Origin of the sequence: Limnomicrobium aquaticum (genome assembly GCF_040545545.1) — a bacterium.
GTDB lineage: Bacteria > Pseudomonadota > Alphaproteobacteria > Rhizobiales > Rhizobiaceae > Ensifer_A > Ensifer_A aquaticum.
On record NZ_JBEPMB010000001.1, the window covers coordinates 78,149 to 102,079 of the forward strand.

The 23,931-nt window shown below is 60.2% G+C and carries 20 protein-coding genes and 1 tRNA gene; 11 read left to right on the forward strand and 10 right to left on the reverse strand.

The features are described 5' to 3' along the window. The first annotated feature begins 27 nt into the window (after positions 1-27). From ABID16_RS00435 to ABID16_RS00445, 3 genes are read left to right on the forward strand one after another with little or no spacing between them, the layout of a single operon-like run. Positions 28-972, forward strand: coding sequence for a major capsid protein (locus tag ABID16_RS00435; protein ID WP_354554053.1), 945 nt, complete (start codon positions 28-30; stop codon positions 970-972). A gap of 4 nt (positions 973-976) precedes the next feature. Next, positions 977-1,849 carry a hypothetical protein gene (locus ABID16_RS00440; RefSeq protein WP_354554055.1) on the forward strand — a complete coding sequence of 291 codons (873 nt, stop codon included), beginning with the start codon at positions 977-979 and terminating at the stop codon, positions 1,847-1,849. Between the two features lie 27 nt (positions 1,850-1,876). Next, positions 1,877-5,155 carry a phage tail length tape measure family protein gene (locus ABID16_RS00445; protein ID WP_354554057.1) on the forward strand — a complete coding sequence of 1,093 codons (3,279 nt, stop codon included), beginning with the start codon at positions 1,877-1,879 and terminating at the stop codon, positions 5,153-5,155. Between the two features lie 147 nt (positions 5,156-5,302). Here ABID16_RS00445 and ABID16_RS00450 read toward each other — a convergent pair. Both ABID16_RS00450 and ABID16_RS00455 read right to left on the reverse strand, forming a co-directional pair. Then, positions 5,303-5,379: transfer RNA gene (locus ABID16_RS00450), tRNA-Arg, on the reverse strand. A gap of 133 nt (positions 5,380-5,512) precedes the next feature. Further along, positions 5,513-6,286, reverse strand: coding sequence for a crotonase/enoyl-CoA hydratase family protein (locus tag ABID16_RS00455; RefSeq protein ID WP_354554059.1), 774 nt, complete (start codon positions 6,284-6,286; stop codon positions 5,513-5,515). A 115-nt stretch (positions 6,287-6,401) separates the two neighbouring features. Between ABID16_RS00455 and ABID16_RS00460 the strand changes: the two genes are divergently transcribed. After that, positions 6,402-6,893, forward strand: coding sequence for a MarR family winged helix-turn-helix transcriptional regulator (locus ABID16_RS00460; protein WP_354554062.1), 492 nt, complete (start codon positions 6,402-6,404; stop codon positions 6,891-6,893). A gap of 9 nt (positions 6,894-6,902) precedes the next feature. On the opposite strand, the gene ABID16_RS00465 is transcribed toward ABID16_RS00460, so the two are convergent. Then, the gene (locus ABID16_RS00465; RefSeq protein ID WP_354554064.1) at positions 6,903-7,664 is read right to left on the reverse strand and encodes an SDR family NAD(P)-dependent oxidoreductase; all 762 of its coding nucleotides are present in this window, start codon (positions 7,662-7,664) and stop codon (positions 6,903-6,905) included. 205 nt (positions 7,665-7,869) lie between these two features. After that, complete coding sequence (locus ABID16_RS00470; RefSeq protein ID WP_354554066.1) at positions 7,870-9,735, reverse strand: feruloyl-CoA synthase; 1,866 nt, start codon at positions 9,733-9,735, stop codon at positions 7,870-7,872. Positions 9,736-9,911: 176 nt separating this feature from the next. Here ABID16_RS00470 and ABID16_RS00475 point away from each other — a divergent pair, with 176 nt between their 5' ends. Both ABID16_RS00475 and ABID16_RS00480 read left to right on the forward strand, forming a co-directional pair. Next, positions 9,912-10,211, forward strand: a complete 300-nt coding sequence (locus tag ABID16_RS00475) for a Dabb family protein (protein ID WP_354554068.1) — start codon at positions 9,912-9,914, stop codon at positions 10,209-10,211. A 20-nt stretch (positions 10,212-10,231) separates the two neighbouring features. Beyond that, positions 10,232-10,501: a hypothetical protein gene (locus tag ABID16_RS00480; RefSeq protein WP_354554070.1), complete on the forward strand. Its 270-nt coding sequence runs from the start codon at positions 10,232-10,234 to the stop codon at positions 10,499-10,501. Positions 10,502-10,506: 5 nt separating this feature from the next. Here ABID16_RS00480 and ABID16_RS00485 read toward each other — a convergent pair whose 3' ends face one another. Further along, positions 10,507-10,986: a hypothetical protein gene (locus ABID16_RS00485; protein ID WP_354554072.1), complete on the reverse strand. Its 480-nt coding sequence runs from the start codon at positions 10,984-10,986 to the stop codon at positions 10,507-10,509. Positions 10,987-11,191: 205 nt separating this feature from the next. Between ABID16_RS00485 and ABID16_RS00490 the strand changes: the two genes are divergently transcribed. Further along, positions 11,192-11,809, forward strand: a complete 618-nt coding sequence (locus ABID16_RS00490) for a hypothetical protein (protein ID WP_354554074.1) — start codon at positions 11,192-11,194, stop codon at positions 11,807-11,809. Here ABID16_RS00490 and ABID16_RS00495 read toward each other — a convergent pair whose 3' ends face one another. The 4 genes from ABID16_RS00495 to ABID16_RS00510 form a co-directional block, all read right to left on the reverse strand. Next, positions 11,810-12,535, reverse strand: coding sequence for a pentapeptide repeat-containing protein (locus ABID16_RS00495; RefSeq protein ID WP_354554076.1), 726 nt, complete (start codon positions 12,533-12,535; stop codon positions 11,810-11,812). 193 nt (positions 12,536-12,728) lie between these two features. Further along, the gene (locus ABID16_RS00500) at positions 12,729-13,553 is read right to left on the reverse strand and encodes a transglutaminase family protein (RefSeq protein WP_354554078.1); all 825 of its coding nucleotides are present in this window, start codon (positions 13,551-13,553) and stop codon (positions 12,729-12,731) included. A gap of 18 nt (positions 13,554-13,571) precedes the next feature. Continuing rightward, the gene (locus tag ABID16_RS00505) at positions 13,572-14,510 is read right to left on the reverse strand and encodes an alpha-E domain-containing protein (protein ID WP_354554080.1); all 939 of its coding nucleotides are present in this window, start codon (positions 14,508-14,510) and stop codon (positions 13,572-13,574) included. Between the two features lie 4 nt (positions 14,511-14,514). Continuing rightward, a complete protein-coding gene (locus tag ABID16_RS00510; RefSeq protein ID WP_354554082.1) occupies positions 14,515-15,924 on the reverse strand; it encodes a circularly permuted type 2 ATP-grasp protein in 1,410 nt (469 codons plus the stop codon). Positions 15,925-16,240: 316 nt separating this feature from the next. Here ABID16_RS00510 and ABID16_RS00515 point away from each other — a divergent pair, with 316 nt between their 5' ends. The 4 genes from ABID16_RS00515 to ABID16_RS00530 all read left to right on the forward strand — a co-directional run bounded on the left by ABID16_RS00515 (position 16,241) and on the right by ABID16_RS00530 (position 22,035). After that, positions 16,241-17,107, forward strand: a complete 867-nt coding sequence (locus tag ABID16_RS00515; RefSeq protein WP_354554084.1) for a DMT family transporter — start codon at positions 16,241-16,243, stop codon at positions 17,105-17,107. A gap of 59 nt (positions 17,108-17,166) precedes the next feature. Further along, positions 17,167-18,231 carry an acyltransferase gene (locus tag ABID16_RS00520; protein ID WP_354554087.1) on the forward strand — a complete coding sequence of 355 codons (1,065 nt, stop codon included), beginning with the start codon at positions 17,167-17,169 and terminating at the stop codon, positions 18,229-18,231. A gap of 191 nt (positions 18,232-18,422) precedes the next feature. Next, positions 18,423-19,739 (forward strand): serine hydrolase, encoded by a 1,317-nt coding sequence (locus ABID16_RS00525; RefSeq protein ID WP_435532374.1) that lies wholly within the window; start codon positions 18,423-18,425, stop codon positions 19,737-19,739. A gap of 358 nt (positions 19,740-20,097) precedes the next feature. Beyond that, positions 20,098-22,035 carry a methyl-accepting chemotaxis protein gene (locus ABID16_RS00530; protein WP_354554091.1) on the forward strand — a complete coding sequence of 646 codons (1,938 nt, stop codon included), beginning with the start codon at positions 20,098-20,100 and terminating at the stop codon, positions 22,033-22,035. Between the two features lie 109 nt (positions 22,036-22,144). Here the strand turns inward: ABID16_RS00530 and ABID16_RS00535 are convergent, their stop codons facing one another. Then, entirely contained in the window at positions 22,145-23,587 is a 1,443-nt protein-coding gene (locus ABID16_RS00535) for a DEAD/DEAH box helicase (protein WP_354554093.1), read from the reverse strand. Positions 23,588-23,931: the final 344 nt, after the last annotated feature.

The window sequence follows — 23,931 nt, forward strand, 5'->3', positions numbered from 1 at the left end:
AACCAGCTTTCAACCTTAGAGGAAAACATGACTATTCTGAACAATGCATCCGCACGCGTAATCGATCCCATCCTGACCGGGATCGCACAGGGCTATCAGCACGCCCAGCGCGTCGGCCACATCCTGTTTCCGGTTGTCGATGTCTTGCAGCGCGGCGGCAAGGTCATCGAATTCGGCCGGGAAAGTTTCTTCAACTACAATTCGCGTCGCGCGCCGGGCGCGAACGTCATGCGCATACAGTTCGGCTATGAGGGAAAACCCTATGCGCTTTCGCAGTTCACGCTGGACGGCGTGGTTCCGCGTGAACATATGGAAGAAGCTGAGGCCGTTCCGGGGATCGATCTGGGCAAGCGGGCCGTCAATACGGTCATGAATACGCTTTCGCTGACAACCGAAATCGAACAGGCGGCGCTAGCAACCAATCCTGCAAGCTATCCGACCAACAACAAGCTCCTGTTGACCGGTTCCGATTGCTGGGAGTCTCCGCTCAGTGATCCGATCGGCGATATCGATGCCGCAAAAGACCAGGTGCGCACCACCTGCGGCGTTGAGCCCAATCGTATGGTGGTCCAGACCAAGGGCTTCAAGGCGCTGAAGAACCATCCGAAGATCGTGGAGCGGTTCAAGTACACAACGGCGGACTCGATCACGACGAAGATGCTTGCCGGCCTCTTCGGTCTGGACGAGCTGGCCGTTGGTAAAGCCACTTATGTCGACGACACGGCCAAGGATGCGCCGTTTCATGAAGCGTGGGGGAACTCGGCTGTTCTGGCCTATGTTCCCGTGCAGGACCCCGCCGCAGAGCAGCCGTCTTTCGGCTACACCTACACCCTGAAGGGATATCCCCTTGTCGAGCAGCCGCGTTGGGATGGCGATATTCGTTCGTGGCTCTACGGCGTCACCTATGAGCGCGCGCCGGTCCTGACAGGAATTTCATCGGGCTTCCTCTTCCAGAACGTCGTTGGGAATTGAAAATATGGCCGGTCAGTCATACGGACCAATTGAGATTTTCCGGGCTGGGACGTTCACGCCGATGAATGGCGAGCCTGCCAAAATCACGACTCGGGAGTTGAAGGAAATTGCCAGCACCTACGATCCTGTCAACTATCCCGCGCCCGTGGTGATCGGTCACCCAAAAACCGACACACCCGCCTATGGCTGGGTCGATAAGCTCTATGTCGAGGGCGACAAGCTCATGGCGACGACGAGGGAAACCGTTGCCGAGTTTGCCGATATGGTGAAGGAGGGCCGATACAAGAAGGTTTCGGTCTCCCTTTTCCTACCCAACAGCACAGCTAATCCGAAGCCGGGTTCTGTTTATCTGCAGCACCTTGGTTTTCTTGGGGGTGCGTCACCTGCCGTTCCCGGTCTGAAACCAGTCCAGTTTTCTCACGTGGCCGGTGGAACCTTCGATCTTCAGCAGAGCGTCGAGTTTGCGGGCTTTTCGTCGGGGGAGCGTCGGGAATTCGAAGCGCTCCGACGCGAACGCGCTGCTATGCGCATTGAACGGCTTATCGAAGACGGCCGGGTTTTGCCGGTGTTCAGGGATGAGGTCGTTGATTTTGCCGCATCGTTGGACAGTTCGGACACCATTAGCTTTGCCGATGGGCCGAAGACGACAAGCCGCGACTGGTTTTTGAGCTACCTCGAACGTCAGCCGAAAGTCGTGTCCTTTGGCGCGGTCGATGTCAGCGGTGATCCCTTTGCAGGAAAACCCCAGTCAATCGTTATACCGAATGGCTATACCATCGACCCGGCCCGCCACCAGCTCTACCAGCGCGCCCGCGAAATCGAGCGTGCGAAAAACATCAGCTTTGCCGAGGCCGTTGACCTCGCTTCGGAAGAATAGGGAAAGGGCGGATCATTGGCAGGTAAAATGGAATTTGAACTGGTTTTTAAGGCACAGACCAGTGCAGCGCGGGCTGCAACCAGCGACTTGCGCAAGGAAGTCGGCGCGTTAGGAACTGAGGCCAATCAAGGAGCTGAGGCCTTTTCGCGCCACGCTGCATCAATGACGCGCGATGCGACGGCGGCAGGTTCGCTGTCTAGAGAGGCTGAAAACGCCCGTAAGACGCTTGCATCCATCAGCGTCGCTGCCGGATCGGTTGCCAATACGCTTAGCGCGCCTGTCGCCAACATGGACCGGAACAATGTGGCGAAGAAGGCGGCGGCAGATGGCACCGTTGCAAAGCCCAGCGTTGTTCCTGCAAACTCGAATTCCGCTGCTACGAATGCAATGTTCCAGTTCCAGGATATTGCGATGACGTCGGCCATGGGGATGAACCCGCTGATGGTCGGCCTTCAGCAGGGCTCGCAGCTTGCGGGTGGCTTTGCCGGTATGAGCATCAAAGAAGCGGGCGCGGCGGCACTCGGGGGTATTACGGGTCTGCTTAACCCGGTCTCACTCGTCACCGTTGGGCTCACGGCTGCCACCGCCGCAGCTATCCAGTTTTTCACGACATCCTCATCGGAGGGCAAAACGGCCAGTGAGGTCATCGAAGCGCAGGCGAGCTTGGTCAAGGAGCTTGCGGCAGCGTGGGGTGTCGCGACGAATGAGGCGAAGACGTACACGGATGCGCAGAAGATCATTGCGCAAACGAATGCGAGCGCCGGCCTTGTCGAGACGCAGAAGCAACAGCAGAAGGCCTTTGACACCCTCAACGCCAAGTTCTTCGAATTCGGCGTGGGCAAGCAGTACAATGCTATTCCGGGATTTGCCGAACAGTTCGGCAAGGCTTTCTCCGATCTTGAGGACAGCATCAAGAACGGCAGCGCCGATGTCGATGGTTTCGTTGAATCGATCAAGCGCATCGATGATGCCAATCCGGGTTTCTCGAAGGTTGGCAACGAGTTCATCAAGCTTGCCGAAGACCTGTACAAGCTGAATGGTGAGGCGAAGAAGACCGTCGATATCATGGCGCAGATTGCCCTTCAGGGGTCGCGCCTCGACCCGCTCGGGGTGTTTGACGCCGGAAAGCAGCAACAGCGGCTTGCCGATCTTACACCGTCGAAGACAGAGTTGCAGGCTCAACAGATTGACGCTTACCGGCTGACGACGGATGCGAAGAGCCCCCAGGAGAAGGCTGCAGCCGCACGGGCGACCGCTGCCGCGCAGTTCAACCCGTCCGAAAGCTCCACGGATCGGGCAAACCGCATCGAGCTTGCGGGTCAGCAGGCGTTGATTTCTGCTGAAAAGCAGCTTGCCGAGGCGAAGCGCGATCGTGTGCGGTCCATTGATGACACGCTGACAAGCGCTCGTCTGGAATTGGGGCTCATCGGGCAGACAACTTCATCAATTGAAACGCAACGCATGGAATTGCGTCTTCTCACCGAGGCGAAAACAGCAGCGGACAAGGCCGGAACGACGGTCTCCGGAGAGGAGATCACACGCATTAAGCAGGCGGCGGCGGAGTATGGTCGGCTTCAAGAGGCGATCAAGGGGACCAATATCCTGAGAAATCAGACGGATAATATCCAGCAGCTTCGTCTTGAAATCGCGCTTGTAGGTCAGAGCGCTGCCGTTAGGGCGCGCGCGCTTGCTCTTGCCCAGGCGGAGAAGCGCATCCGTGATGAAGGCATTACCGCTAACGGACAGTTGGCGCAAACCATGCGGGAGAACGCTCAAATTGAGGCGGATCAGACGACACAGCTCAACCGCCTTCAAGACGCCTGGAATACTGTTCAGTCTACCGGCGAGAGCGCGATAGACGCGATTGGCGAAGCCATCCGCACAGGCGATTGGGTCGGTGCAGCCAATTCAGTCATCGCCGACATTCAAAAATCTATCATCGAACTGGGTCTTACGAACCCCCTGAAAAATGCTCTTCTTGGCACGAACTACGGCACGTTGTCTGATGCTGGCGGCGTGATCGGCCAGTTGATGGGCGGGGCAGCGGTTTCCCCGGTGACGCCATCATCTATCAGCGCGATGAATGTCACCGCCGCCAGTGTCGTCATCAATGGCGCGATGCAGGGCGGTGGGCTGATAAACGACTTGACTAAAAGTCTTACCAGTGGGGTCGCCAACGACAACATGCAGGCCGTCTACCGGCAGGCAATCAAAAATATCGAGTCGAGCGGCGGCAATTATGGTGCACTAGGCCCGGTCACAGCGAGCGGTGACCGGGCCTATGGCGCGTATCAGGTTATGGGCTCAAATATCCCGTCTTGGACTAAAAACGCGCTCGGCAAGGCGATGACGCCAAGTCAGTTCCTCGGTTCACCTTCCGCCCAGGACGCTGTTTTTGACAAGTATTTTGGCGGCTATGTTAACAAGTATGGGCCGAGCGGCGCGGCGCAAGCGTGGTTCGGTGGTCCCGGCTCGGTTGGCGGCAGTGGTCAGGGCCGCGACATGCTTGGCACATCTGGCAATGAGTATGTGAACCGCTTCAATGCCGATGTCTCGAAGATGTCGAGTTCGTTCAAGATCGCGGACGGCTCTTCGGAGGCTCTTGGACGCAGCATGTCCGGCGCGTCCGATGCAACAGGTCGCCTTGGCTCTGGGCTTGGGGCGGCCACCAATGGTCTAAGTCAGTTCGGAAACGGTGTTGCACAGATGGGTAGCCAGCTTGGCAATATCCTTTCCAACGGCGGGGCAGGCACCGGAAACAATTGGTGGCAAGACATCCTGGGATCAATTGGAAAGTCACTCGGCGGCGTTTCTCCGACATCTCCTCTGTGGGCTGCAAATACGACGCTTGGCAGCTTCTTGGCGCGCGGCTTCGATGTCGGAGGATTTACCGGGAATATCGATGAGAAGTCGATTGCGGGCTATGTCCACGGTGGCGAGTTTGTTTTCTCAAAACTCGCTGTAGATAAGATTGGCCTTGGCCCTCTTGATGCCATGCACCGTCAGGCGCGCGCCGGCTATGCTTCGGGTGGATACGTCGCGTCGGTTGCAAACAGCAATGTTCCCGCCGCGCCGATGTGGCCTTCGGTCGGTCAAACTGCCGTCGCCTCGGCCTCTCCCGTCATCAACATCATCAATGGGAATGGGTCGAACGTAAAGGTGCGTGATCGTTCGACCTCAAACGGTGTTGCTATCGATGTGATGATTGACGAGGCCGTCGCAGAGAAGGTCTCAAAGGTAGGGTCAAACACAGGTCGCGCGATACAGTCTCAGTTTGGTTTGAACAGGGGTCTGTCGCGGCGATGATCGTATTTCGGTCATCCAAATTTTATGTTTTGGTGTCCAGAAGCTGGCGCTGATTTGTCCAAAAGGTCGCGCCGCGCCACACCGGCTGCATCCGTGCAGCGACTGGCGGTGTTCCGCGTTCGCAATCTAACCATTAATAGAGCAAAATGGCGCACCCGACAGGATTCGAACCTGTGACCTTTGGAATCGGAATCCAACACTCTATCCAGCTGAGCTACGGGTGCTTGCCTACGGCTTTCGCCGATCCGATGCGGCTTCTTAGCGTGTTCGTGCGGGCGCTTCAACTCGAAATGCGATTGCGCCCACGGGTTTCTTGGATGCCCCGATCTGTGTAAGGGGTAAGGAAGGCCGTTGTCGTCAGGAGAAGTTGGGCTTGCGCTTTTCGAGGAAGGCCTTGAGGCCTTCGCGGGCGTCGGGGCCGGTCTGGGTCATAGCGGCCGTGAGGCTCTCGACATAGAGGCCGTCGGCGCGGCTCATGTCGTTGATGCGGGCGATGCCCTGAATGACCATCTGGTTGATGAGCGTGGAGTTGGTCGCGATGTTTTCGGCCAGTTCCTTCGCCTTGGCGAGCGCTTCGCCTTCGCCGACGAGATAGTGGGCAAGGCCGATCCGCTGGCCCTCTTCGCCGGAATAGATGCGGCCGGTCAGCATCATTTCGGTCATGCGGTCGGGGCCGACGATGCGCGAGATGCGCGCGGTCGCGCCGCCGCCGACATAGATGCCGCGCTTGCCTTCCGGTAGCTGGAACTTGACCGAGGGCTCGGCGATGCGGACATGGGTCGCGGCGGCGATTTCCAGACCGCCGCCCATGACGGCACCCTGCATGGCCGACACGATCGGCAGGCCGCCGAACTGCATCAGGTCCATGACTTCATGCCAGCTGCGCGAATGACGGAACACGTCCACCGAGTTCCGCTCGACGGCTTCCGAAAGGTCGAGACCGGCGGAATAGTGCCCGCCTTCGCCGCTGATGATGACGCAGCGAACGCCCTGCGGCGGGGCGGAGAAGAAGGCGCGCAGTTCGGCGAGCGTGCGGTCGTTGATGGCGTTGCGCTTTTCGGGGCGGCAGAAGGTGAGCCAGGCGAGATTGCCTTCCAGGCTGATCCGGATATTCTGCTTGCTGTCGGTCATCGGTCTCGTCCTCCCCATGCGCGATCGGCATTTAGCCGTTGTCTTCCAAATTAGTTATACAGTATAACTGTAGCGAAGCTTGGGCAAGGTGCGCTATGGCGAATTTTTGCAATTGGTGCAGAAACATGTAATCTTTGCCAAACCTTCGGGGCCAAAACCTTCGGGGAACGGGAGGCATGCCATTATCAATTATTCAGTCCTGAGCGAAGCGGTAGGCTATAGGCTGCGTCGCGCGCAGCTCGCAGTCTTCCAGGATTTCGGCGAATCCTTCGCCGCCGAGGGCCTGCGCCCTGCCGATTTCTCCGTCGTTCTCCTCATCAAGCACAACCCCGGCCTCAAGCAGAGCGAGGTGGCGGAAGCGCTGGGCATTCAGCGCGCCAATTTCGTCGCCATTGTCGATGGGCTCGAGGGCCGCGATCTGGTCGAGAGGCGGAAGTCGGAGACGGATCGCCGCGTCCAGGCGCTTTATCTCACGCCGCTCGGAGAACAGTTTGCCGAGAACATGCTGGCCACCTGGCAGGCCCATGAAGATCGCATGATCGCGAAGCTCGGCGGACCAGAGGCCCGCGACGAGCTGATCCGCCTCGTTAACCGGCTGACGGAATAGCGATCACTCTCACTTCGGCTGCATCCGCAGTGCGCCATCAAGGCGCACGGTTTCGCCGTTGAGATAGCTCATCTCGATCATCGAGGCGGCAAGCCTCGCGAAGTCTTCCGCAGAGCCGAGGCGCGACGGGAAGGGGATCGAGGCGCCGAGGCTCGCCTGGATCTCATCCGGTAGTTCATTCATCAGCGGGGTCTTGAAGAGACCCGGCGCGATGGTGTTGACGCGGATGCCGATCTTGGAGAACTCTCGCGCCGCGGGCAGCGTCATCGCCACGATGCCGCCCTTGGAGGCAGCATAGGCAGCCTGGCCAATCTGGCCTTCGAAGGCGGCGACCGAGGCAGTGGAGATGATCACGCCGCGCTCGCCGTCGGCCAGCGGCTCAAGCGCCTGCATGCGGTGGGCGGCAAGGCGCATCATGTTGAACGTGCCGATGAGGTTGATGCGGATGACGCGTTCGAAGGCGGCGAGCGAATGCGGACCGTCGCGTCCGACGATGCGGCTCGCCGTGCCGATGCCGGCGCAGTTGACGAGGACGCGGGCCGTGCCGTTCTTTGCTTCAAGGGCGTCGAGGGCGGCGATGGCGCTTGCCTCATCCGAGACGTCGCAGCGTGCGAAGGTCGCGCCGATTTCGCTCGCCAGCGCTTCGCCGAGGTCAGCATTCAGGTCCAGAATGCCGACCTTTGCGCCTTTGGAGGCGAGGAGCTTCGCGACGCCCGCGCCGAGGCCTGATGCGCCACCGGTGATCGTGACCGAGATTCTGTTGATGTCCATGGGGTTTCTCCTCTGAAGCGTGACGCTATGTAAAATTGAGGGTTGAATTCGCGGCCGTCCCTCACCCCGCCTCCGCTATCGCTCGGCGACCCTCTCCCCGAGGGGAGAGGAGGGCGTCGCGACGCTGCGGCTCTTCCTCTTCTCCCCAGCGGGGAGAAGATGCCGGCAGGCAGATGAGGGGGCGACGAAGCCGAAACCTGTCTCCTTAACCCTTCCTGTTGGCCACCAGGACATGTGCCGGAATCTCGGCCGCATAGAGTGCTTCGCAATGCGCGGCGCGCGCGGCCATGACGGCGCGCTGGTTGAGCGAGCCCTTGTCGGTGATCTCGTTGGCATCGGGCGAGGGCGGCGTTTCCAGAATGATGGCGCGGGCGACCATGGTGGAGGAGCCCGTCGAGTGACGGGCAAGATCGTTGAGGCCGGCCTGGATGCGGGCAACAAGGGCCGGGTGCTTCGCAATCGCTGCTGTGTCCTCGACAGTTGCCAGTTCCGGAAATTCGCGGCGGCAGGCGTCGTAGTCGAGGAAGAGCAGGCCGCCGATATGCGGCAGATCTAGCCCGGTGAGCACGAGGTCGCGCACCAAGGGGGCGAGGCCGCGTATGGTGGCACCGCGCACGCTTGCCATATTGACCCAGGTGCCTGTGTCGAGTTTGAAGTCTTCCGTCACGCGGCCGTCGAAGAGCAGGCCCTTCGTGATGTCGTTCAGGTCGTGATAGCGCAGGGCATCCTGCATCAGGTAATAGCCTTCCTCATCGAAGGCTTCGGCCGTCTTGTCCGCCTGGCGCCAGTATCCGGGCGTGATCGAGGCACCCTTGACGCGGACTTCCATCTTCTCGCCATTCGGCACCAGCTTCATCTCGGATCCGGCCGCTGGCAGGCCGATCTCGCCGGGACGGCCGACGGGCCAGACAGTTGTGGAAAGGAACGGACCCGTCTCGGTCGAACCATAGCCGGTGATGATCATGATCTTCTCGCCGACCGTTTCCATGGCGAGGTCTTCCAGCGCCTTGAAGACATGGTCGGCGAGGCTGGCGCCGGCATATTGCAGAACCTTGACGCGGGAGAAGAAGCGCTTGCGCAACGTCTCGTTCGACCGCAGGTGTTCGACCAGCATTTCATAGCCTTTGGGCACGTTGAAATAGAGCGTGGGGGCGATGTCGAGCAGGTTGTGGACAGTCTTGTGGATGCCGATCGGCGTCGGTGCGCCATCGTCGATATAGAGCGAGCCGCCATTGAAGAGGGCGATGCCGAAATTGTGGTTGCCGCCGGCAGTGTGGTTCCAGGGCAGCCAGTCGACGAGAACCGGCGGCTCGTCCTTGAGGAAGGCGAGCGTGTCGCGGATCATGATCTGATTGGCCGAGATCATGCCTTGCGTGTTGATGACTGCCTTCGGCTTGCCGGTGGAGCCGGAGGTGAAGAGGAACTTCGCGATCGTCTCGGGGCCGAGATTCGAAATGGCGATATCGACGGCTTCCGTCGCCGGCTGCGTGAGAATCTCGTTGAGATTATGCGCGCCGGGCACGGTGGAAAGGTCGCCGGTGCCGAAGACGGGGATGCTTTCCAGCACGACGGCGCGGATAGCGTCTTCGTAGAGCTCGATATGTTCGGCAAAGACCATGCCGGGTGTGATCAGGTCGAAGACGTGATGCAGCTTGTCGAAATCCTTCGACTTGGTCGAATAGGCCGGCGCGATGGGGGCGTAGGGCACGCCCGCGCTCATGCAGCCGAGCGCCACGAGGCCGTGGTTGACCGAATTGCCGGAGAGGATCACGACCGGGCGATCTGCGGAGAGTTCGTGGTCGATCAGGTATTGCGCGATCGAGCGGCTGAGATCGCGTGCTTCGCAATAGGTCACGCGACGCCATTCACCGTTGGGCAGGCGATCGGCGAGGAATAGACGGTCCGGTGCATGTTCCGCCCAATATTCCAGCATGGCAATGGTTGAGACGGGGACATCGCCGATCGGCGCGACCGGACGGATATAGGTAACGCCGTCCTTGCCCGTCGAAACCGAGACGTCGAGCGTGCCGAAATTGACGGGGCGAATGCCCGGCATGGATATCACTGGCATGTGTTCCTCCCAAAACTAGTTATTATATATAACAATATTTTGAGGAATGCAAGGCGGGAACCGTTGCTGCGCCTGTCCCTTTCGAATGGCCGAGCCCGCCGATCTCGGTCAAGTTGCTTGTGCGCACTCATGGCTTGTTCTATGGCGGGGCATCGTTTTGAGAAGTGGAGATTTGAGTGATCCGGCACATCGTGTTCTTTACGGTTTCGGAAGCAAATCTTGCAAACGCGCGCTCGCGTCTCCTGCGCCTCGGCGAGATACCGGATGCGAAGCTTTTCGAGGTTGGGATCAACCTGAAGCGCGATTTGTACGCCAACGACGTCGATCTCGTTGTCTATGCGGAGTTCGAGACCGTGGCCGATCTCGATGCCTACAAGGCGCATCCGCTTTACGGCGAAATCACCGCAGCCGTGCGTCCGCTGCGCGACACGCGCGTTGCCGCCGATTTCGACAGCGTTTCGGCGGCGCAGTTTTAACTCAGGGAGGTCATGTCGTCGTGAAGAAGCCGATGCTGAATATCGATCCGGAACATCCGATCTATCGCCCGCTCTGGGTTCGGCTGCTGATCGTGGGCATATTGGCCGCGTGGTCGGTGCTGGAATTGACGAAAGGTTCGCCCTTCTGGGGGACAATTGCCGGCGGGGTGGGGCTGTTTGCGGCCTGGGAACTGTTCTGGCGCTATCCCGAGCATCGAGCCAATGCCGATGCCAAGGCGGCCGCGCAGGCGGAGGCGGACGCGGCGCGGGCGAAAGAAAACGAGGAATAATTTCCTCAGCGACTTGTGGACGGCAGGCGTTTCAGCGCTTCGTCGATCAGCAGGTTGGCGATCTTCATGCGCAGTGTTGCCTGTTCGCGCCATTGTTCGTCCACCATGTCGGGATGGTTCTGGCGGGCGAAGGCGCGGCGCAGGCTGTGCAGCGCTTCGGCGGATCGGGCTTCCGAAAGTTTCAGGTCTTCGGCCACATCCTGCGGGGTGAGGCGGGAGAAGGTGCGTGCCTCCAGCCGCTCGAAGGGCGGTTCGGTTTGAGGCTCACCCGCTGAGGGCGATCGGTCCTCGAAATCGAAATAGGCATCGTGGAGCCGGCTCTCGCCATCGGGCAGCGGAATGCCGATGGGTCTTCCGACGAAGCCGGCACCGAGGCCGCGAATGCCGGCAGGCACGTCTCCCGCGTCCGTGAGGTCTGCTTCCTCTTCCCGCTCTTCGGCGAGACGCTCGAGCACCGCGTCGAAGAGGCTTTGTCCGAAAATCATGGCGGGCGTCCTGTCCGGGTTCGTCTTGGGCGTTGGCGCAGGGCAGGGCCTGCTTTGCTCGTGCAGTGGCCGGTATTCATGACGATGCAAGCCTGTCCGAGCCTTTTTGTGGCAGGCCATTGTCCCAGAAATGGTCGGCTTTCCCGGTTGACAATGACGGTTCTGCGGTGGCGATTACGGACATTACGAGCCTGGAGGGCTGGATATGAATATTGCAAGACCCGTATCGTCCGGAAATCCCTGTCCATTCCTGCGTGCCCTCGTGGCGCAAGGGCTGGTGAACGACGATTTTCAGCCGATCGGACGTCTGTCCGATACGATCTGCGAAATCTCCAGAGCGAGCGACGGCGGCAAACCGCTGCCTTTCCTTCTGGTCGCGCTGATTGCGCTGGCAGCCAACGGACTTTCGCCGGCGCAAATCTGGCGTAACGGGCAGCAGGGCGTTCATCTCTCGGGTCTTCGCGGCGGGCCGCTTGACAAGCGCGGGGTGGGTTCGCGGGTGATCGGCGTTGACGGCGAGGCAAACGAGGCGCAGCTGGAGCGGCTTGCAGGCTTCGGCTCGATGAAGACGGATAGCGCGGGGGCGACCGAACTGGGCCTGGACGACGCCGAGATCAAGCGATTCATGGAGGCGAACTGGGAACGGGCTGCCGGCAACCGTCGCGCCATCGACCGAAAGCTGATGGATGGGGAGTGGCCGGTCCTGCTTCAGGTTCTCGGCAAGCCGGGCGTTGGAGGCCGTTATCTCGCCATTGCCGATATCAGACGGCTCGTGGTTGACCGGGCACTGCCGGAACGCATCGCCTCGCGTTTGAAGGGCTGATCAGCCGACCGTCAGCAGACCGAAGGATGTGACGATTGCCTCATGCTGGTCGCGCGTAACCGTGAGCGCCCGGAATGAGGCCATGGACTGGAAATCCAGCTCGTCGAAGCTCGCGTGCGAGAGGTTGGCGTGGTCCAGCACCGCGCCGGCGAAGTCGATATTGGCGAGGCTGGAGCCGCGGAAGCTGGCGTGGTTCAGCTTTGCGCCGGCAAGCGAGGCGTCTCGCAGGTCGCAGCTTTCGAAAATGCTGTCCTGAAGATCGCCGGGCGCAAATTCGGCATATTGCATCTTGCAGCGGATGAAGCGCAGTCCGCCGGGGATCACCTGGCTGCGGACCTTCCTTTGCGCCTCGATATCGGCCTTGAGGCCGGGCGCTGCGCAATCGGTAAAGGAGAGCATATAGCCCTCGCAGCCCACGAACTTGTTGAGTGAGAGGTTGGACTTTTCGAATTCAGCCTTGGAGAGGTCGCAGTAGCGCCATTCGCTGCCCGTCTCGCTCTCGGCGAAGACGCAATCCTTGAACGTTGCTTCCTTGAAGGACGAATGGTCGAAGCTGCAGCCGATGAAGCGGGCTGCGCGGAAGCTCGCATAGTCGAAATTGCAGTTGATGAAGCGGCAGGCGCGAAACTCGACTTCACCGATGTGGAATTCCTGAAGGTCGTCTCCGTCGAAACGCTCACCCTCGACAGGTGTCGCCGCATTGATCGCCTGTTCCAGCGTCCGCATCCTGAAGCCTCCCGGTTTTGCGTGACCTTATCGGCAGGGGCCGGGATTCGTCCATGTCATATTGCCGTCAAATATCTCGGGTAAACATCCCTTGTCAGCGAGAGGCGAGCCACGGATGAACTGGTGCCGCGCGGACACAGAGGAAGGTCAAGCATCGCTTGGCCTTTTTTCGTTTTCAGGCGAGCTTTTACCCTCAGCTCTGGCTCTGGCTTTGCGACTGCTCCGGTCCTTCAACCACGACTGCGACCTTCATCGTTTCCGATGAAACGCCATGGATCATGCCCGATATGGGGCAGGCGTCCTTGTAATCGAGGCCGATGGCGACGCGAACGTAGTCTTCGTTGGGGCAGATGTCGTTGGCGGCGTCGAAACCCACCCAGCCGAGACCGTCGACATGGGCTTCGGCCCAGGCGTGGCTTGCGGTCTGTTCCGGGTTGCCGGGCATGTGCAGGTAGCCGGAGACGTAGCGAGCGGGGAAGCCCATCTGGCGTGCCGCTGCAATGAAGACATGGGCGTGGTCCTGACACACGCCGGTCTTCAGGTCCATCGCCTGTTCGGCGGTGGTCGCGGCATCCGTCGTGCCGGGCGTGTAGACGATGCGCGCCTTGATGCGGCTCATCAGCTGGTGCAGCTTCGGCAGGTCATCGGCCGCATCCAGCGATTTGACAAGTTCGCGGATGAGCTTGCCAGGCTTGGTCAGCGGCGTGTCACGGCGATAGAGCCACAGAGGTGCATAAGCGGTGTGAGGTCCCAGCACGCCGGCCTTGTCGATTGTTTCGACCTCGCCCTCGGCGACAATGCGGATTGAATGCTGCTCGCCGTTCAGGGAGACCAGTTCGGTGAAGTTCTGAAACTGGTCGTCATAGCCGACTTCAAGCTTCGCGCCCTCCACGGAGGTCTTCCAGGAGATGACGGTCTGCGTCGGGCCGGATTTCGGCGTGAGGCGCAGGCGTTGCAGCGAATACTGCACCGGTTCGTCATAGGTATATTCGGTCGTGTGGCTGATCTTCAATCGCATGGTGCGGTCCATTCGGGCTCAATAGAAGCGATAACCTTCGGAAATCTGCATTCCGAGCCGGTTGTTGTGGCCGATGAAATCCTCAAGGAATTCATGCAGACCCTGATCCATCACATCCTTGATCGAGCCCTTTTCGAGCAGCCGCAGCGTTGCATCCGCCGTGTCATGGGCGTCGAGACGCTGTTTGTACTCGCGTTCCAGATAGGACAGGTTGCTGACGATCTTGTCGTAGCAATAGTGCAGCGAGCGCGGCATCTGGCCGTTGAGGATCAGGAAGTCGGCGATATTCGCCGGATTGTAGACCGCATCATAGACCCAGCCATAGGCGCGATGCGCCGAGACGGAACGCAGGATGGATTCCCACTGGATATTGTCGAGCGATGAGCCGACATGGGAGACCGATGGCAGCAGCACATAGTATTTCACGTCGAGGATGCGGGCCGTGTTGTCGGCGCGCTCGATGAAGGTGCCGATGCGTGAGAAATTGTAGATCTCGTTCCGGAGCATCGTGCCGTGAAAGGCCCCGCGCACGAGGCCGGCGCGGCGCTTGATCGTTTCGATGACGCCCGGCATGTCCTGCGGGCGCACCTTGCGGGCGAGCAACTGCTTGAGGTCGATCCAGAACTCGTTCGTCGCTTCCCAGGTTTCGCGCGTCAGAGCGGTGCGCACCATGCGGGCATTGTTGCGAGCCGCTTCAATGCAGGAAAGGACGCTTGAGGGGTTGTTCAGGCTTCTGAGCATGAAGTCGATGGCGTCGCTATCCGTGACGGCCTCGTATTCTTCCAGGAACGCCTGCTGCATGCCGGCGCTCTGGAGAACACCGTCCCAGTCACCGCCCGTTCCGCCGGAGCGGGTCAGCGTCATCCGAAGCCCAGCGTCGATAAGGCGCGCGATGTTTTCGGCGCGCTCGATGTAACGGAACATCCAGGTGAGTCCGTTTGCAGTCCGTCCGAGCATTCTCTCAGTCCTCCAGAACCCAGGTGTCCTTGGTGCCACCGCCCTGGCTGGAATTGACGACCAGCGAGCCTTCCTTCAGCGCCACGCGGGTCAGCCCTCCGGGGATGATCTTGACGGTCTTCGAAACAAGGACATAGGGACGAAGATCGACGTGGCGGGGTGCCACGCCGTTCTTCACGAGGATCGGCACCGTCGAAAGCGACAGGGTGGGTTGTGCAATGTAATTGGCGGGTTTGGCCTTCAGCTTCTCGGCGAATTCCAGCCTTTCCTTTTTGGTGGCGGTCGGGCCGACGAGCATGCCGTAACCGCCCGAGCCGTGAACTTCCTTCACCACCAGTTCGTCAATGTGCTCGAGCACGTATTTCAGGCTGTCTTCTTCCGAACAGCGCCATGTCGGCACGTTTTCGAGCATCGCCTTGCGGCCGGTGTAGAATTCGACGATTTCCGGCATATAGGAATAGATCGCCTTGTCGTCGCAAATCCCGGTTCCGGGCGCGTTGGCAATGGTGATATTGCCGGCGCGGTAGACATCCATGATGCCGGGAATGCCGAGCGCGCTGTCCGGACGGAAGGTCAGCGGGTCGAGGAAGTCGTCATCGACGCGGCGATAGAGCACGTCGATCGCCTGATATCCGAGGGTGGTGCGCATGCAGACCTTGCCGTCGATGACGCGAAGGTCCGAGCCTTCCACAAGCTCGACGCCCATCTGGTCGGCGAGGAACGAGTGTTCGTAATAGGCCGAATTGTAGATGCCGGGTGTTAGAACCGCGACGCGCGGCTTGCCCTTGCAACCGGGAGGGGCGAGTTCCTGAAGGCTCTGGCGGAGCTGATAGGGGTAATCCTCGACCGGCCTAACCTTGTTCGCATAGAAGAGTTCCGGGAACATCTGCATCATCGTTTCCCGGTTCTCCAGCATGTAGGAGACGCCGGACGGCGTGCGGGCATTGTCTTCCAGAACGTAGAACTGATCCTCGCCGGTGCGCACGATGTCGGTGCCGACGATGTGGGTGTAGACGCCGCCTGGCGGGCGCATGCCGATCATTTCAGGCAGGAAGGTGGGGTTCTTCTCGATCAGCGCGCGGGGAACGCGGCCAGCCTTGATGATTTCCTGCTTGTGATAGATGTCGTCCAAGAAGGCGTTGAGCGCGATCACGCGCTGTTCGATGCCCTGAGCCAGTTTTCGCCATTCACGGGCGGAAATGATGCGGGGAATGATGTCGAAGGGGATGAGCTTTTCCGACTGGTCCTCGTGACCATAGACGTTGAAGGTGATGCCAGTCTTCCGGAATATGTTTTCTGCGTCGCGCGATTTTGCAATCAGGTTTGCCGGATCCTGTGCCGCATACCATTCATGATAAGAGCGGTATGGTGGCCTCGGATCTGCGCCTGCATTCAACATTTCATCAAATGCCAATGCCGTGTTCCCCCGTTTTTTATTCATATGAATACAACAATTCCGATAATGCAAGAACCATGCACAGTTCGAAGCGAAATATCTGGATTTCTCATAAATGACTGATTTTCAATAAAGTTCCATGAAGATGGGCTACTCGCATGCATGCGCGCTGCTCAAAAAACAGGCGCGATCAAGGGCGTGCCCGGAAAAGGCCTGCGTGCAGTGTTCAAAATTTGGGCAGACGTCAAAAGTCCGGACTGGACCGCGTGCCGCAATCGGCCTATGAAACGACCTGCCGGGTGCGCCGGTCCATCCCCAAATTCCCCGGCTCGTCATGATCGATCGTCTTATACCCGTTGTTTTCGTGGCCCTCTGGTCGACCGGTTGGATCGTGGCAAAGTTCGGCGCGTTTCACGCCAGCCCGCTTCTGTTCCTGGTTATCCGCTTCGCGCTGGCGGTCGTGCTGTTTTACGGGATCTGCCGCGTCAGCGGTGCCAAATGGCTGGAAAGCCGCGCCGCGACCCTGCATGCGGCCGTCAGCGGCGTCTTCCTGCATGGCATCTATCTCAGCGGCGTCTGGTGGAGCATTGCTCACGGCGTGCCGGCCGGGATTTCCGGCCTGATCTCTGCTCTGCAGCCATTGATGACGGCGGTCGCCGCGCCGTTTCTGGTGGGGGAGAGGCTTTCGGGCAAGCAGAAGCTCGGGCTCGCGCTCGGTTTCCTGGGTATTGTCATCGCGATTACGCCCAAGCTGATGGCGACGGATGCAAGTGCGGTTCCTTTGCTTCCAGTCCTTGTCAATGTCGCGGGGATGGCGGCAGTGACCTACGGGTCGATCTATCAGAAGCAGCATCTCCATAGCGGCGATCTGCGGACCATCGCATTGCTGCAATATGTCGGCGCATTCGTGGTGCTGACGCCGCTTGCCTTCCTTGTCGAGGCGCCACATTTCGACAATTCGCTTGCCGTCTGGGCGACGATGGCATGGTCGGTGCTGGCGCTTTCGGCGGGCGCGATCGCGCTGCTTCTCTATCTGCTGCGCAAGGGGCAGGTGTCGCAGGCGGCCTCCCTGAACTATCTCGTGCCGGCAGCGGTCGCGCTTCAGGCCTGGGTTCTATTCGGCGAGGTGCTGACCGTGCCGATGATCGTCGGCGCGGCGGTCGCGGCTGTGGGGGTCTACTTGACGACGCGCAAGGGTTGAAGCCTAAATCCGCATCTTAGTCTCTTGGATGCCAGTCTCGGTCCTTGGTAAAGGGCGTCATGGAAAACACCGCTACCGTCGATAGAAATACCCGGATCGATGCGGCTCGGTTCGTTGGATTTTGCGCTGTCGTGCTTCTGCATGTCTCAAGCGTGGATGCGGGAAGGATTTTCGGATGGCTGGGCGTCGTGAACGGTGCCACACGTTTCGCCGTGCCGATGTTCTTCATGATGACAGGCTATCTGCTTGCAAATTCCTCCCGAAGCCCATGGCAGATCGTATCCCGCTACGTCCGGCGTCTCCTGCCAGTTTTCGTCTTCTGGGAGCTGTTGTACTACCTTTTCGATATATTCGTTTCAGGGCTTCGTGGCGACAGCGCCCCGCTTGTCAGTCCCTGGCAGGAAGCCTTGCAGATCGTCTTTACAGGCGGCTTGGCCTTTCATCTCTGGTACATACCCTGGCTCTTGGTCACGGTGGCGATTTTTGCCTGGCTGAGAGCATGGCTGACGCCTTCTCTTGTCTTTGCCGTGGCGGCGGCTGCTTTCCTGATCGGTCTTGCAATCGGTCCTTACAATATCGAAAGCGGGCTTTTGCCTTATCTCTCCCGGATGATGGATAGTCCGGAATCCTTCGACGCCCGCGATACCCCGTTTTTCGGGCTGCTTTTCATGTGGTTCGGTTCCTTCGTGGCGACGGCAGGGGCCATCAGGCGGTCGTCTTGTCTGTTGCTGGGTCTGATCGCCCTTTTCGGGTTCGGGCTGCAATTCGGCGAGTCGCTTCTGATCGTTATCCGTTCCGCAGACGCGGGACATCTGAAGTCGGGCTCGTTCGATGTTCTGTTTGGCACCGCGATCTATTCGGGAGCCGTGTTCCTGCTGCTTCTCAGGTATTTTCCGCTAAAGCTTGCCGATAGGCTCGCCCCGCTCGGTCGATATGCGCTTGGCATGTATTGCCTGCATGCCTTCTTCATCCTGCTTGTCTCGCAGGGGGATCTGAAGTTTCTGTCCATCAACGGCATGAACGTGCCCGAGCGCCTGGGGCTTGCGGCGGCGGTCATCGCGGTCACGACCGTGTCGCTCCTCGCGATCGCGCGCATTCCTGGATCACGGCGGTTCTTACGCTGAATGCGCTTTCGCATTCCGGCGGGATCGCTGAGTCGGGAATTCATATTTCATTAACGATGAAATCAGATCGTTAAAATTTTAACTTCTCTGTTGCCATGCAACACCATTAGAATCAGCCAGATAAACGATATTGCAGGAGACCTTGCATGCGCCGTCTGACTGCATTGCGGCTGGCTGTTCTTGGGACATTGATGCTGGCATCTGCGCTGTTTGCAGCGCAGCCTGCTGAGGCCGGCTATGCGCATTTCGTGCTCGACGCCAACACGGGCAAGGTGCTGGCGTCGGAAAATGCCGACACGCTCAACCACCCGGCATCTCTGACCAAGATGATGACGCTCTATATGACGTTCGAGGCGCTGCGTGCCGGCCGTATCGGCTGGGACACCCGCATTCCGATGACGTCGCGCGCAGCTCACGTCATTCCGCTGAAGCTCGGCGTCAGGGCAGGGCAGTCGCTCACGGTTCGTGAGGCCGTGCTCGGCATGATCGTGCTGTCGGCCAATGATGCGGCCGAGACGATGTGCGATTATCTCGCCGGACGCGGCGATTGCGGGTCCATGCTGACGCGTAAGGCGCGGCAGCTCGGCATGACGCGGACGACGTTCCGCAACGGTTCCGGGCTTCCGGACTCGCGTCAGGTGACGACGGCGCGTGACATGGCCCGATTGGGTGTGTCCCTGATCCGGGATTATCCGAGTGAATATCGTCTCTTCTCGACGCGTGCCTTCTCTTTCCGCGGGCGGACGATCCATGGCCATAACCGGCTGATGTATCGCTATCGCGGCATGGATGGCATCAAAACCGGCTACACGAATGCTTCCGGCTTCAACATCGTCACCGCGGTGAATGATGGCGGCAGACGCGTGATCGGTGTCGTGATGGGCGGACGGACGGCCGGCGCGCGCGATGCCAAGATGGCTGCTCTTCTGAACATGTCCGTGCCGATCGCGCTTGCCCGTCGAGACAATGCGCCCGTCCGCGAGAGTGCTCCCGCGCTCGTCGCGACCCGCGTTGCGCCGCCTGTGGCGGTTGCGGCGGAGCCGGAGCGCGAGCCCCAGCGCGAGCCCAAGCGTGAGGAGGCCGTCGTCGCCTCGCTCGGTTCGGTGCCTCTGCCGGGTTCCCGCTACGATGCTCTTGCCAAGCCCGCGCAGTCGGCCAAGGCACCGGTGAAACCCGTGGATGATGCGGATGAAGATGTCGCGGCAGAGACAGAGGCGGCACTGGCGAACGAACAGCCCGATCCCGACAATATGTCGAGTGACCCCGATACGCTCTGGCAAGTCCAGATTGCGACGGCCAAGAGCGAGGACGATGCGCGCGGGTTGCTGGAAAAGGCGCGCGGCAAGGCCGGACCGAGCCTCAATGGCGTGATGAATTTTGCGCAAAACGCCGGCGGTGTCTACCGCGCGCGTTTCATCGGCTTCAGCAGCCGCGAAACTGCGGAGAACGCGTGCCGCGCGCTCAAGGCCAAGTCCTTCTCCTGTCAGGTTATCTCCGGGAACGGCTGATCGTCGACCTTTAGGATAGGTCTGTCGCCCTCACCTGCAACTGATAGCGCTTCGAACGGATCGAACCCGGCAGCCATGTCTGCCGGGATTTTTCCATTTCTTGTGATCTGTCAATTTTCTCCTGCGTAGTGAACATATAGGTGCAATCTAATGTTTAATTAGGAATCACTAATCTGTGGTTCCGGAATTAACTTTTGGTTTGGAATTTCTTTCTAGCGTGCGAGGGATCCGATCTCAGTTGGGCCGGATCCTCCCCCGAACAAGGCCCGAATGACTTGGGTGTCGCCGTGCAATGTCCTCATTCCGAGTCCGTCATGCCTTCCGCACGAGAAGGCAGGATCCACTGGCGAGAGAGCAGATGTCAGTTCTGGCGAACATATCTATCAAGGCGAAAATCCTGTCCATTGTCGTGCCCCTGTGCGTTGTCGGCCTGGGGGCGACCGGCAGCATGGCCTATTTCTACAAGAACGCGGATAATACATATTCCGACTTTCTGACCACTGATAGCGTGGCTGCCATCCAGATGGTGCGGGCTGCAACCGCGATGGTCAGCGTGCCCTACAGCGCCTATCAGCTGGTAGCCTACGATAACTCGGATCCGGGCTATGCCGGTGTCAAAGCCTTCTACGATTCTAGCAAAAAGGATATCGTGACGCGGCTCGACAAGGTTGTCGCCTTGACGCCGGAAGCTGCTGTTGCGGTCAACGATTTCAAGACGCGTGCGCAGGTGCTGTTCGACGTGATCGACAAGGCTGTGCAGACAGATCTGGACGGTAAGAAGGACGAAGCTGCAAAAGTGCTGGCCGGCATCGACCCCGCCGTTGACAAATGGCGGGCCGATCTCCGCGCATATAACGATTCTCGCCAGGCGGCGCTGCTGAAGAAGAGCGACGATCTGTCCGACATTACGGACAGGACGATCATGACAAGCCTCGGGGCGGTCGGTTTCGCGTTTATCCTGGGCATCGTTCTGTCGCTCTATGTCGCGACCCGCGGCATTACCGGTCCGATTTCCCGTCTGCGTGAGCGTATGGCCGCGCTGGCATCCGGCGATACGGCTTCGAAGATCGACGGGTTGGACCGCAAGGACGAGGTGGGTTCCATGGCGCAGGCCGTGCTTGTCTTCCAGGAGAGTGCCATCGAACGCATTCGTCTGGAACAGGAAACGGAAGCCAATCGCTCGATGAGCGAGAAGGAACGCATCGAGCGCGAGAAGCAGAAGGCCAGGGAAGCGGCCGACGTTCAGTTCGCCGTCGACAATCTGGCGGCGGCACTGGCCAAGCTTTCGGATGGGGATGTCTCCTACCGCATCCGCGAACCCTTCGTTGCCACGCTTGATGGCGTGCGCAGCGACTTCAATAACTCTGCCGACAAGCTTCAGGCAGCGCTTCGTTCCGTCTCGGAAAATGCCCGCGGCATCGATGCCGGGTCGAGCGAGATCAAGGCAGCCGCCGACGATCTGGCCAAGCGCACCGAGCAGCAGGCTGCAGCGGTTGAAGAGACGGCCGCGGCGCTCGAAGAAATTACGACGACCGTTCGCGACAGCACCCGCCGGGCGCAGGAGGCTGGACAGCTTGTCAGCCGTGCCAAGGCTGGTGCCGAGCAGTCGGGTCAGGTCGTCAGCCAGGCCGTTCTTGCGATGGAGATGATCTCGAAGTCGGCCAACGAAATCTCCAACATCATCGGCGTCATCGATGAGATCGCCTTCCAGACGAACCTGTTGGCTCTGAACGCCGGCGTGGAAGCTGCGCGCGCCGGTGATGCCGGCAAGGGCTTTGCGGTTGTGGCACAGGAAGTGCGGGAACTGGCGCAGCGCTCGGCGACTGCAGCCAAGGAGATCAAGGCACTGATCACGACCTCAAACACGCAGGTCGAGCAGGGCGTGAAGCTGGTCGGGGAGACGGGACGGGCGCTGGAAACGATCGTCACTGAAGTTCAGGAGATCAACCGGCACGTTCTGGCGATCGTGGAATCGGCGCAGGAGCAGGCCTCGGGCCTCGCGCAGATCAACACGGCTGTGAACCAGATGGATCAGGATACACAGAAGAACGCGGCGATGGTGGAAGAATCCACTGCTGCGAGCCACAGCCTCGCCACCGAGGTCGTCTCGCTCAACCGGCTGCTGGCGCAGTTCAAGTTGGCCGAGGGCGGTATGGTGGCACCTGCGCCGGTCCGGAATGTTGCCCCGGCTGATCGCCCTGCCGTCTCACCGGTCAAGGCGATGGGTCGCAAGATTGCCTCCGCGTTTTCGGGGAATGCGGCAGTTGATACAAGGGGTGACTGGCAGGAGTTCTAAGACCGGAAAGACAGCGGCCAAAACAAATGAGGCCCCGGCGGAGCGGTTCGCCGGGGCCTTTGCATTTCGGGACCAGCGGGTTCACGCCGCCATGTCCTGCAGGGGGTTATCAGCCCTGGGCTGCGCGCGTGTAGCCACCGGGCTTTCCGCCGCGGTTGCCGCGCTTCTGGCCGCCGGGGCGGTCGCTGCGGTTGCGATCGCCGTTCGGACGGCCGGCCTGATGGTGACCGTTATTGCCCTGCTTGCGTTCGCCAGCCTGAGCCTCGGAATGCGGGCGGCGGGCCGGACGTGCGGTCTGCTCGCCGCGGACTTCCGCGCCTTCGCCACCCTGCTGTGGACGGCCCTGGCCCTTGCGGTGCGGCTTGCGGGCCGGGCGGGCAGCGCCGCGCGACGGCTGATTGCCGGCGCCGCGTGTATCGGCCGGCGGCTCGCCGCTGGCAACGGTGAGCGCGACCTTGGTCAGCTTCTCTATGTCGCGGAGCATCTTGATTTCGTCCGGTGCGCAGAATGCAATGGCAATGCCTTCCTTGCCGGCGCGGGCCGTGCGACCGATGCGGTGAACATAGGCTTCGGCGACGGTCGGCAGGTCATAGTTGTAGACATGCGTGACGCCGGGAATGTCGATGCCGCGGGCCGCAACGTCAGTCGCGACCAGAACGCGCATTTCGCCATCCTTGAAAGCCTTCAGCGCACGCTCGCGCTGGCTCTGGCTCTTGTTGCCATGGATGGAGGCGGCTGCAAAGCCGATGTTTTCCAGATGCTTCGAAAGCTTCTCGGCGCTGTGCTTGGTCTTGAGGAAGACCATGGCGCGGCCGTCCGGATTGTCTGTCAGCGACTGGCGAAGCAGCTGCGTCTTCTGGTCCTTGCCGGTGACGTGATGGACGAACTGCTCGATCTTGTCGGCGGTCTTGCCGGGCGTGGATGCTTCGACGCGGATCGGGTCGGTCAGGTATTCCTGAGCCAATTCCTCGATCTGCTTCGGCATGGTGGCCGAGAAGAGCAGCGTCTGGCGGCGCTTGGGAACCATTTTCGAAATGCGGCGCAGGTCGTGGATAAAGCCGAGGTCGAGCATCTGGTCGGCCTCGTCAAGGACGAGGTAGCGCACGGCTGTCAGGTTGACGTCGTTGCGCTTGCACAGGTCGAGAAGGCGGCCGGGGGTGGCGACAAGAATGTCGGTTCCGCGGGCCAGAAGCTGGGCCTGCTTGTGGATCGATGCGCCGCCGACGACGAGCGCGATGCGCAGCTTGGTGTCCTTGATGAAGGAACGCAGGTTGCCGGCAATCTGGTTCACCAGCTCGCGGGTCGGAGCCAGGATCAGTGTACGCACGGCCTTGGGTTCCGGGCGCTGGTTTTCGGTCAGCAGATGCTCGATGATCGGCAGGCCGAACGCGGCCGTCTTGCCGGTGCCGGTCTGGGCGAGGCCGATGATATCGCGGCGCTCCAGCACCAGCGGGATTGCCTTCACCTGGATCGGGGTCGGCGTGGTGAATTCCATGCCTTCCAGTGTGCGCAATGTGCCGGCAGAGAGACCGAGGTCGGAAAATTTAGTCAAGGTTATTCAGCCTTTCGGGGACGCAAACGCCGATTATCCGGGGCACCATGATCGGGCTCCGGGTGTCGTTCGCGTCAAGAACCCCGCGTGAATTGGGAACTTGTGGGTTAAGTTGATTTGCTTTCAGCGCCGCCGGCGTGGAACCCGGCATCAATGCAACGCGCTTTTCCTTCTGTTGCTCCGACAGGTCCTTGCCATGGTCGGCGATTGCAACGGCCAGCTCACGCGGCGGCCGGAAGGGGAAAGCTGCATGCTTCTCTTACGATTGGGCCGAAATGTCAAGAGTGTGCGGGTTGATCAGGGTGCATTGCAGCAATGGACGCTCGATTGGCAACATTGGTTAA